Here is a 9,580-nt window from a genome sequence, read left to right as displayed (position 1 = left end):
TTGCCCTCCCTACCCTATTTCTCCTGCGCCGGGGTGGCGGTTGCTCGCCCCTCCCGTTGTCGGCGGGCGCGTGGGGGGGGGCGCCCCCCCTCGGGCGCCCCCCCCCCCCACGGCTCGGCCGGCGGTGGGGCGCAGCAGGGTGGTGAGGATGCGGACCGCGGTGGTCTTGCCGGCGCCGTTGGGGCCGAGCACGCCGTGCACGGTGCCGGCCTCGACGGTCAGGTCGAGGCCGGCCAGGGCGGTCTTGGTGTTCGGTCCCCGGCCGTAGACCCTGGTCAGGTCCTCGGTCAGGATCGCGTGATCGGGCACGCGTACCTCCCCGGTGGGTGAGACGATGGGCTAGTCAAATTTGATGAGTAGCGAGCGGCCGAGGCTAACTCGCCCAGCGGGGGTAGTCAAACTTGATTAGCCAGGCCGGTGAGAGACTGCGCCCCAGGACACAGATCCGCGGGGAAACGCAAGGGGAAGGACGGCAGTGATGTCGGTCATTCGGCTCCTGGTGCTTGGCGCGGTGCGCCAGCACGGGCGGGCGCACGGCTATCAGGTGCGGAACGACCTGGAGTTCTGGGGCGCCCACGAGTGGTCGAACGCCAAGCCGGGATCGATCTACCACGCGCTCAAGCAGATGGCGAAGCAGGGCCTGCTCATCGCCCACGAGACGGCGCCCAGCCCGGCCGGCGGGCCGCCGCGCACCGAGTACGAGCTGACCGACGCCGGCGAGGAGGCGTACCTCGACATGCTGCGGGAGTCACTGCGCGCGCACGACCAGCGCATCGACGTGCTGACCGCGGGCGTGGGGTTCATCGTCGACCTCCCGCGCGAGGAGGCGATCGAGCTGCTACGGGAGCGGGTGGCGGCGCTCGACGGGTGGCGCGAGGAGGTCGAGAAGCACTGGACCCCGGCGCCCACCCCCGCGGAGTGGGGTCACATCGGCGAGATCATGCGGCTCTGGGTGCAGAACTCCGCCAGCCAGGCCGAGTGGACCCGCGGGCTCATCGACCGGCTGAGCGCGGGCGCCTATGTCATGGCCGGCGAGGGCCAGCGGAGCGTCGACGTGCTGCCGCACGGCATGGCCAACCCCTTCGCCTGACGCCGCCGGGGACCGCCCCGGCTCAGATCTCCCGGCGCATCCCGGCCAGCAGGTCCCTGGTGCCCTCGGGGCTGAGCGCGAACTCGGCGAGCCGGTCGAGCACCACCTGGTAGGCCGCGACCTCCTCGCGCTTGTCCAGGTAGAGCGCGCCGGTCAGCTGCTCCAGGTAGACCAGGTCGGACAGCTCACGCTCGGCGAAGCGCAGCAGCGTGAACGCCCCCGACTCGGCCACGTGGCCGCCCTGCGCGAACGGCACCACCTGGAGGGTGACGTTCGGGTAGTCGGCGAAGTCGAGCAGCGCGTCCAGCTGCTCCGCCATGACCTCGCGGCCACCGTGGTGCCGGCGCAGCGCCGACTCGTCGAGCACGCAGTGCAGGTGCGGCGCGCTCTCGGACACCAGCAGCTTCTGGCGGGCGAGCCGCAACGCGATCCGCCGGTCCACCTCGCTGCGCGGCAGCCGCCCCTTGTGCCCGCCGACCACCACGGCGTGCGCGTACGCCTCGGTCTGCAACAGGCCGTGCACGAACTGGAGTTCGTAGGTGGCGATCCGCTCGGCCGCCGCCTCGAGACCGATGTACGTCTGGAACCAGCTGGGCAGCACGTCGTTGTAGCTGTGCCACCAACCCGCCTGCCCGGAGGAACGGGCGAGGCCGAGCAGCGGTTCGCGCTCGGCCTCGTCGGTCACCCCGTAGAGCGTGAGAAGATCGGCCACGTCGCGCGGTTTGACGCTGACTCGGCCGAGCTCCATTCTGCTGATCTTGGACTCGGAGGCGCGGATCGAGTAGCCGGCCTCCTCGCGGGTGACGCCGCACGCCTCGCGCAGCCGGCGCAGCTGCGAGCCCAGGAGGATGCGCCGGACCATCGAACCGCCGGCTCCCTCGGGAGGGTTGGCGACCCCGGTCGCCCCCGCGCCGGCGCTCTCCGCCATCCGTTGAGAACTCATGAGACTCACTGCCCTCCACCTCCGACCGCAGAAGTCTGCCACGAACGCGTCTCATTCGGTGTGCGCATGATTACAGTCCATCAAATTTTTTCGTGCACGTGCATCTGCCCTTGCATTTGCCGTAAGCCTTGGGAAGCATGAGCTCTACGCGCTGGGAACCGGTGCGTCAGCTTGGCCTCGCCGCGCCCAACAGCGCCTGGCGGGGTTGGGAGGACCGGACACGACGTCGGGCCCCCGACGACAGCAGTGCCGCCGCCGCAACGCCAGGAGTGCCGCGCCATGGGGACCAGAGGAACGCCCATGCTGGACCAGTTAGGGCAACCCTTTCCGCCCGTAGACCTGCGGACGCTCTCCGGCACGGCCACCCTCGGCCTGACCCAGCGCCCCGAATCGGTGCGCCGCGCACGGGACTTCACCCGCAACACGCTGCAGGGCTGGCGGCTGCCGCAGCACTTCGACGCCGTGGGCCTGGTCGTCTCCGAGTTGGTCACCAACGCGCTCCGGCACGGCCTCGGTCGCCCCGTCGTCCCGGCCCAGTCGCACGCGGAGCCGGTCGCGCCGATCGCGGTCGCCCGCCCGCTGGTCGAGCTCGAACTGATGCGGTGCTCGGGCCGGGTGATATGTGCGGTGCAGGATCCGAGTGGCGCCCTGCCGAGGTCGTCGAACCCGATGGACGGCGCGGCCGAATCGGGTCGGGGGCTGCACCTGGTGGAGTGTTTCAGCGACGGCTGGGGCTGGCGGATGCTCGCCGGCGGCCGCGGCAAGGTGGTCTGGGCGGCCTTCCAGACCAGCTGAGAGCCCTCTCGACCAGAGACTTCCCGACGGGGACCGGGTACCGGCCGGCCCATGGCCGCCGGTCCCGGTCGTCGAGCCGCCTGATCAGCCGGACACGAGATCGTTCACCAACTCGTCACCAACTCGTTCACGAGATCAGGTGGTCGAACTCCCCGTCCTTGACGCCGCGCAGCAGCGCCTCGACCTCCGCCGGCGTGTATACCAACGCCGGCCCTTCGGGAAATCGGGAGTTGCGAACGGCAACATCCCCACTGGGCAACTTCGCGAATTCCGCGCAGGTTCCCTGAGAGTTGCTGTGGCTGCTCTTCAGCCACACCACGTCCCGGAGTTCGTGCGCGGCAATGCCGTTGTACGCGTCGGGCACTGGACTCTCCCGGGTCGTGCTTGTGGTGCAACGATGTGCAACAGGAGTCACATGCGTCATCAACAGGCGCTTGGGACTCAACTGACCCAGATACTAACGTCGTTCAATTGCATCTGCACGCGCGAATGCACGTGCACGACAGGGCGTCGCCGCCCCGTCACAACAAATGGTCCGTGCCATTGCTGAGACGGTGGGGCGAGCCATCCGGTTCCATCGCATCCGCCGGAAATAGGTTCAGCACAGGGCAAGCGAGCCACCACGGCCCGCGTGCCCCGTGAGGTGCGTCACGCTTCACCTTGGCCGCCGCTACGACACCGGGTCGAGCAGTTCGTCGAACGCCGACGCCAGCTCCCGCCAGGCCGCCCGGCCGCCCGCGTACTCGGCGTCCGTCAGCAGGCAGGCGCGCAGCCGCGCCCGCAGCCCCTCCCGGTCCAGGCCGGGGGCCGTGAACACCAGGTGCTGCACCCGGTCCCCCACCTCCGGGTCCCAGTCCATCGCGGCGGCCACCCGGCGCACCGCCGGCGCCATCTCCCAGGCCGCGTCCGGCACGGCCGCCAGCCAAGGACCCACGTTGTCCACGCACAGCGCCCCGCCCGCGGCGTCCCAGGAGAGCAGCGTGTCCGGCCGGTCGGCCAGCCAGAACCGGCCCCGGCTGCGCGGCGCCGCGCACGTCAGCTCCTCGAGCGCCGCGTACAGCCGCTCCGGGTGGAACGGCCGCCGGTGCCGCCACACCACGGTGGTCACGCCCGCCTCGTCCGCCTCCTGCGGCAGCAGCGCGCTCGCCGGGTGCTGGCGGGCCGCCGCGGCCTCGACGTCGAAGCCGGAGGACGCGAGCCGCGGGAACTCCGGGTCGGCGACCAGGATCCGTCTCGCCGTGGGGTGCAGCTGCGTCAGCAGCGCCCGGTCCAGGTCGTCGGCCGGCTGGTCGCCGCCGACCAGCGCGAGGGTCGGCGCGTACTCCAGCTGTCGCGCCCAGGTGTCGGCGACCGTCCGCTGGTCGGTCCGCGCCGTGGCCAGGCCGACCTCGGCCAGGTCGTCGCCGTTGGCCAGGTAGGGCAGCGCCAGCGCCGGGTCGACGGCGGTGAGGACGCCGGTGAGCAGCAGCCGGCCGGAGCCGTGGGTGGCGATCACCTCGGCCATGGAGCGCGCCTCGACCGAGTCCCACAGCTCGACCACCGCCAGCCGGCACCGGCCGTCCTCGGCGAGCCGCAGCAGCTCGGGCACCAGGTCCTCGCGCAGCGCGCAGCAGGCGCAGTCGTTGACCAGCGGGGTCTGACCGGTGCCCAGCGTGGCCCCGGCGTCCCGCACCAGGCGAGTGACCATGCCGGTGGCCGCGGCCCCGGTCAGGTCATGGTGCAGGGCGACACTGCCCGGCACCCCCGTGAGCAGCCGCCGCACGGCGGTGCGGCGGGCGTCGGCGTGCAGTCCGCCGACGATGACGACCGGCAGCATCAGCTCTCCTCATCCTTCTTCTTGCTGTAACGGCGCTCGAATCGCTCGACGCGCCCCTCGGTGTCCACCACGCGCCGGTTGCCCGTGTAGAACGGGTGACTGGCCGACGAGGTCTCGACGTCGACCACGGGGTAGGTGCGGCCGTCGTCCCACTCGATCGTCTCGTCACTGTCCGCGGTCGATCGGGTGAGGAACGCGTAACCGGCGACCCGATCGCGGAAGACGACGGGGCGGTACTCGGGGTGTGTCCCGGATTTCATGGCTGACCTCCCTCTCTCCGGTGCAGCGCGGGCTCGGGGCCAGGTACGGGTACCCGATCCGCGCCGAGGATCCCAGCGGCCGGCCGCCAGTCTAGCGAAACGGAAACCATTTTCATTAAGAAGAGGATCACACCGCTGCGGCCGCGCCTCGGGAGAAATCCCGCCGAACGGCGACGGGTCATGAAACACGCCGTCATCTGCCCCTGGAAAGCCGTCGATGTCGTTATCGAACGCATGACCCGCTGTGCGCCGAATGGCCGTTAGGCTGTTCGCCCTCCGAGGAGATGATCAAGGGAACACCGTCATGGAACCGCACCCCACCGCCCCGTCCGAGCTCGGCTCGCTGCCCACCGCCCCCCTCATGACCAGGGACTACGAGACCCGCCCCGCGCTGGTCTACGAGCGGCTGCGCACCGCCCACGGGCCGGTGGCCCCGGTCGACCTGTACGGGGTCCCCGTGTGGCTGGTGATCGGCTACCACGAGGTCACCCGGGTGCTGCGCGACGAGTCCGTCTTCAAGGTCGACCCCGGCCACTGGCGCGACCTGCGGGAGGGGCGGGTCCCCGAGGAGTGGCCCATGCTCGCCGGCTACCGGGTCGACCACCTGCTGCACCAGGACGACGAACGGCGAGCCGCCACCCGCGCCGCGGTCGAGTCGGCGCTGCGCCCCTTCCAGGACCCGGACCAGCCGCAGGCCCTGGAGCTGCGGCGGGCGGTCGAGCGGCACGCGGACGAGCTGATCGCCCTCTTCACCGCCGGCGGCTCCAGCGGATTCGTCGACCTCTCCCTCCAGTTCGCGCGCCCGCTGCCGCTGATGGTGCTCAACCGGCTCTTCGGCTTCCCGGTCGAGCGCGGCGACGACATGGTGATGGACGCCTGGCGGATGGCCGACGCGGCCCCCGACGCGGCCGAGGCCATCAGGCGGCTCGTCGCCGCGACGACCGAACTGGCCGCGTACAAGCGGGAGAACCCCGGCAACGACCTCACCAGCAGACTCATCGCCGCCGCGCCGGAACTGCCCGACGAACAGGTCGCCCTGGAGCTGTACGCGATCATCGTCTACTCCGACTACATCGGCCAGGCCGTCACCAACACCGTGCTAGAGGCGCTGGGCGGGGCGAGCGACCAGGCGTGGCAGAGCCTGCGCAGCGGCGACTACGGCGAGTTGGTCAACCGCGTGCAGATGGCCTCGCCGCCCTGGGCCAACCTGCCGCTGCGCTTCCCGGTCTCCGACGTGCGGCTCGGCCGCTACCGGATAGCGGCCGGCGATCCGGTGATGCCGTCCGTCGCCGCCGCGCACGGCGATCCGGTGTTCGCGGCCGCGCTGACCGACAACGGGCTCAAGAGCTCGCGGGCCCACCTGGCCTGGGGCGCGGGCGTCCACCACTGCCCGGCCCAGGAGCTCTCCGAGATGGTCGCCACGACGGCGGTCGCCCGGCTGCTCGACCACTGCGAGCTCGAACTGATGCTGCCGGTCGACCAGATCCCCTGGCGCTCCTCGCCCTACGCGCACGGCGTGAAGTCGCTCCCGGTCCGCTTCCGCCTGCTGGCGGGCGCCGCCCCGCTGCCGGTCGTCGACACCACGCCGCCGCCCACCGCGACGGCCGCGGAGACCGCGCCCCCGGCGGCGCAGCGGTCCCGCTCCCGCCTCTGGCGCTTCCTGGCCGGCCTCGCCTCCCGCCAACAGCCGCCAGCCTGAGCCGGGGTGGCCTGCCGGGGGCAGGTCGGGCGTGATGGTATCGGCCGCATGGCTGAGCCGCGCCGCGTGCTGATCGTCGCCTACGACGACGCGCAGATCCTCGATGTCGCCTCCCCGAGCGGGGCCCTCGACATCGCCAACCACTACCGACCCACCCCGCCCTATGCCGTCGAGTTGGGGACGCTCGGCGGCGGGGCGGTGCGGAGCTCGTCCGGGATCGGCCTGGGGGGCGGGCAGCGACTCGCCGACGTGCGCGGCCCCCTGGACACGCTGCTGGTGGTCGGCGGCCTCGGGCACGGGCCCGCCGCCGCGAGCCCCGCGCTGGTCGCGCAGATCCGGCGGCTCGCCACGGTGAGCCGCCGCGTCGCCGCCGTCTGCACGGGCACCTTCCTGCTGGCCGCCGCCGGGCTCGTGAACGGGCGGCGGGTGACCACGCACTGGCGGTTCGCCCCGCAACTCGCCGCCGACTACCCGGAGGTGGCCGTCGACCCGGGGCCGATCCACATCAGGGACGGCGACGTGTACACCTCGGGCGGCGTCACCAGCGCCCTCGACCTCACGCTGGCGCTCATCGAGGACGACCACGGCCCCACCCTCGCCAGGAACGTCGCCCGCGAACTCGTCACCTACCTGCACCGGCCCGCCGACCAGGCGCAGATCAGCATGTTCCTGTCCGCGCCGCCGCCCGGCGACCGGCTGGTGCGCGACCTCAACGGGTACATCGCCGCGCACCTGGCCGGCGACCTGTCGCCGGCCGCGCTCGCCGCCAGGGCCGGCGTCAGCACCCGCCACCTCACCCGCCTCTTCGCCGAACACCTCGGCACCACCCCGGCGCGCACCGTGCGCGCCATGCGCACGGAGGCGGCCGCGCACCTGACGCGCGCCAGCCGGCTGCCGCTCGACGCCATCGCGCGCCGCTGCGGCTTCGCCTCCGCCGCGACGCTGCGCCAGGCGTTCCTCGACCACTACGGCATGACCGGGGACACGATCCGCAGGATGACGGACATGCCCCGCCCACGGGCGGCCGCCGGACGCCAGACTCCGGCGCCATGAGAATCCACGCGACCCGCAGAACCGTGCTGGCCGGCGCCGCCGCCGCGACGGCGGCGGCAGCCGCCCCCTCCGTCGCCCAGGCCACGAGCCGGAACGCGACCGCCTCCCCGACCGCGGGGCGGGGCCCCCGCGTCGGCATCCTGCTCTACGACGGCTACAGCCTGCTCGATCCGACGGGTCCGGCCGAGATCCTGTCCCGGCTGCCGGGCGCCACCGTCACGATGATCGCCGAGCGCCGCGGCCCGGTCCGCACCGACACCGGCGACGTGGCCGTCATGGCCGACCGCTCCATCGCCGAGGTCGACCGCCTCGACGTGCTGCTGGTCCCCGGCGCCGGCAACCGCGGCACCGTCGGCGCGATGGAGAACCGGGCGCTTCTTGACTTCATCCGCCGCGTCGACCGCCACACCCGGTTCACGACCTCCGTCTGCACCGGCGCCCTCGTGCTGGCCGCCGCCGGGCTGCTCACGGCCGGGCAGCGCGCCACCACCTACTGGGCCTCGGCCGGCTACCTGGAGTCCGAGTTCGGCGTGGTCTACGTGCCGGAACGGTGGGTGCGCAGCGGCAAGCTGATCACCGCCGCCGGCGTCTCGGCCGGACTCGACATGTCCCTGTACCTGGCCGCCGAGCTCGCGGGCGACACCGTCGCCCAGGGCATCCAGCTGGCCGTCGAGTACGACCCGCGCCCGCCGTTCGACGCGGGCGACGCCAGCCAGGCCAGCCCCGAACTCAAGGCGCTGGCCCTGCGCTTGCTGGAGGAGTCGCAGACCTAGCCGGCGCTGAGCGGCGTCCGGCGGGCGCGCACCACGCGGTGGGTGATGCGCCAGCCGGCGGCCGTACGCGTCACCGTGTCCTCGTAGGTCACGCTGCCGACCGTGCCGTCCGAGCGGACGCCGAGGCCCTTGGAGCGGGCGAGCACCCGGTCGGCGGAGAGCTCGGTGAGCACGATGTTGGTCACGTGGTGGCCCACCGGGTTGAGCTCGCCCATCGACAGCGCCGCCTCCCGGATGGCGGCGAGCCCCTGGAGCGGGCCGCCGCCCAGGTCGGTGACGTCGTAGGTCACGTCGTCGGTGAACAGCTCGTCCAGACGGTCGAGTTCACCGGCGTCGACCAGGTGTCCGTGCAGCGAGACCAGATCGGTGACGGCGACGCGGTCCTCGGCGGTCAGTGCCATCCCATTCCTTCCGGAGCGCCGTGCCGGGGAGTCCCCCGTCCTTCCCCGGTACGGTACTCAGCCGCGGCCCGGCGGGCACGGCACTCGGCGCCCGGCACGCGCGCGGGTCGCCGCGAAGCCGTGGCGTCGACTATCCGCGTAGCGTCACTCTCCGCACGCGCGTGCCTCGTTTTTGTGACGATCGGCGGGGGCAGTCCTCCACCTGACCGACAGGCGGGCACAGAGCCCGCACAAGGGAGGATTTCATGCGCAAGGCACACGGGCGGAGCCTCACCCTGGCCGTCGCGAGCCTGGCCCTCGTCGCGGGGGCGATGGCCGGGACCGCGGCGGCCGGCGGGGCGGCGCCGGCGGAGCCGCTGGCGCGGGCCGCGAGTTCCGCGTCGGCGGCCAGCTCCGTCACCACCTGGACCGGCGGCAACGTCCGCACCGGCCCCGGCACCAACTACGGCGTCGCCTACACCGTGGGCGCCAACCAGAGCCTGTCGGCGGCGTGCTGGCTGGAGGGCGGCCACGTCTCGGACAGCAGCGGCATCGCGCACAACAAGTGGGTGCGGCTCTCGGACGGCAACTACATCTGGGGCGGGCTGCTGAAGGGCAACGAGACGGGCAACGTCTCCGCCCACTGCTGAGGCACCAGCGGCACGAGCGACACCGGGGGGCGGGGGGGGGGGCGGCCCCACCCCCACCCGCCCCCCAACGGCACCAGCCACCCCCCACCCCCCGACGGGGCGACCCCCCCACCCGCGCCAA

General features: G+C 72.7%; 11 protein-coding genes and 1 pseudogene. 6 read left to right on the top strand and 6 right to left on the bottom strand.

The window, feature by feature from the left end; all coding sequences use genetic code 11:
- Nucleotides 1–111: 111 nt before the first annotated feature.
- A pseudogene (locus tag ACFWI8_RS08765) lies at nucleotides 112–294 on the bottom strand (ATP-binding cassette domain-containing protein); the annotation flags it as partial.
- 184 nt (nucleotides 295–478) lie between these two features.
- Here ACFWI8_RS08765 and ACFWI8_RS08760 point away from each other — a divergent pair.
- Entirely contained in the window at nucleotides 479–1,090 is a 612-nt protein-coding gene (locus tag ACFWI8_RS08760) for a PadR family transcriptional regulator (RefSeq protein ID WP_387087414.1), read from the top strand.
- Nucleotides 1,091–1,112: 22 nt separating this feature from the next.
- On the opposite strand, the gene ACFWI8_RS08755 is transcribed toward ACFWI8_RS08760, so the two are convergent.
- Nucleotides 1,113–1,952 (bottom strand): helix-turn-helix transcriptional regulator, encoded by an 840-nt coding sequence (locus tag ACFWI8_RS08755; protein WP_311603964.1) that lies wholly within the window; start codon nucleotides 1,950–1,952, stop codon nucleotides 1,113–1,115.
- Nucleotides 1,953–2,333: 381 nt separating this feature from the next.
- Here ACFWI8_RS08755 and ACFWI8_RS08750 point away from each other — a divergent pair, with 381 nt between their 5' ends.
- Nucleotides 2,334–2,828: an ATP-binding protein gene (locus ACFWI8_RS08750; protein ID WP_387087412.1), complete on the top strand. Its 495-nt coding sequence runs from the start codon at nucleotides 2,334–2,336 to the stop codon at nucleotides 2,826–2,828.
- 127 nt (nucleotides 2,829–2,955) lie between these two features.
- On the opposite strand, the gene ACFWI8_RS08745 is transcribed toward ACFWI8_RS08750, so the two are convergent.
- The 3 genes from ACFWI8_RS08745 to ACFWI8_RS08735 form a co-directional block, all read right to left on the bottom strand.
- Nucleotides 2,956–3,192 (bottom strand): DUF397 domain-containing protein, encoded by a 237-nt coding sequence (locus tag ACFWI8_RS08745; RefSeq protein ID WP_311603937.1) that lies wholly within the window; start codon nucleotides 3,190–3,192, stop codon nucleotides 2,956–2,958.
- A 306-nt stretch (nucleotides 3,193–3,498) separates the two neighbouring features.
- Nucleotides 3,499–4,644 (bottom strand): CobW family GTP-binding protein, encoded by a 1,146-nt coding sequence (locus ACFWI8_RS08740; protein ID WP_387087410.1) that lies wholly within the window; start codon nucleotides 4,642–4,644, stop codon nucleotides 3,499–3,501.
- Complete coding sequence (locus tag ACFWI8_RS08735) at nucleotides 4,644–4,904, bottom strand: type B 50S ribosomal protein L31 (RefSeq protein WP_387087408.1); 261 nt, start codon at nucleotides 4,902–4,904, stop codon at nucleotides 4,644–4,646. The genes ACFWI8_RS08740 and ACFWI8_RS08735 overlap by 1 nt, the downstream gene beginning before the upstream one ends.
- 304 nt (nucleotides 4,905–5,208) lie before the next feature.
- Between ACFWI8_RS08735 and ACFWI8_RS08730 the strand changes: the two genes are divergently transcribed.
- Genes ACFWI8_RS08730 through ACFWI8_RS08720 form a run of 3 tightly spaced genes read left to right on the top strand, consistent with a single transcriptional unit; the run spans nucleotide 5,209 to nucleotide 8,429 of the window.
- Nucleotides 5,209–6,603 carry a cytochrome gene (locus ACFWI8_RS08730; RefSeq protein WP_387087406.1) on the top strand — a complete coding sequence of 465 codons (1,395 nt, stop codon included), beginning with the start codon at nucleotides 5,209–5,211 and terminating at the stop codon, nucleotides 6,601–6,603.
- A 48-nt stretch (nucleotides 6,604–6,651) separates the two neighbouring features.
- On the top strand, nucleotides 6,652–7,656 hold the full coding sequence (locus ACFWI8_RS08725) for a GlxA family transcriptional regulator (protein WP_387087404.1): 1,005 nt from the start codon (nucleotides 6,652–6,654) through the stop codon (nucleotides 7,654–7,656).
- Nucleotides 7,653–8,429, top strand: a complete 777-nt coding sequence (locus tag ACFWI8_RS08720) for a DJ-1/PfpI family protein (protein ID WP_387087402.1) — start codon at nucleotides 7,653–7,655, stop codon at nucleotides 8,427–8,429. Before ACFWI8_RS08725 ends, ACFWI8_RS08720 begins: the two co-directional genes overlap by 4 nt.
- Here the strand turns inward: ACFWI8_RS08720 and ACFWI8_RS08715 are convergent.
- On the bottom strand, nucleotides 8,426–8,830 hold the full coding sequence (locus ACFWI8_RS08715) for a nuclear transport factor 2 family protein (RefSeq protein WP_387087400.1): 405 nt from the start codon (nucleotides 8,828–8,830) through the stop codon (nucleotides 8,426–8,428). The genes ACFWI8_RS08720 and ACFWI8_RS08715 overlap by 4 nt on opposite strands.
- 245 nt (nucleotides 8,831–9,075) lie before the next feature.
- Between ACFWI8_RS08715 and ACFWI8_RS08710 the strand changes: the two genes are divergently transcribed.
- Nucleotides 9,076–9,459, top strand: a complete 384-nt coding sequence (locus tag ACFWI8_RS08710) for an SH3 domain-containing protein (protein WP_387087398.1) — start codon at nucleotides 9,076–9,078, stop codon at nucleotides 9,457–9,459.
- Nucleotides 9,460–9,580 lie beyond the last annotated feature (121 nt).

This window comes from Streptomyces sp. NPDC127098 (genome assembly GCF_042722465.1).
GTDB lineage: Bacteria > Actinomycetota > Actinomycetes > Streptomycetales > Streptomycetaceae > Streptomyces > Streptomyces millisiae.
The sequence above is the reverse complement of the archived record's forward strand: the minus strand, read 5'-3'. Positions and strand labels throughout refer to the sequence as shown.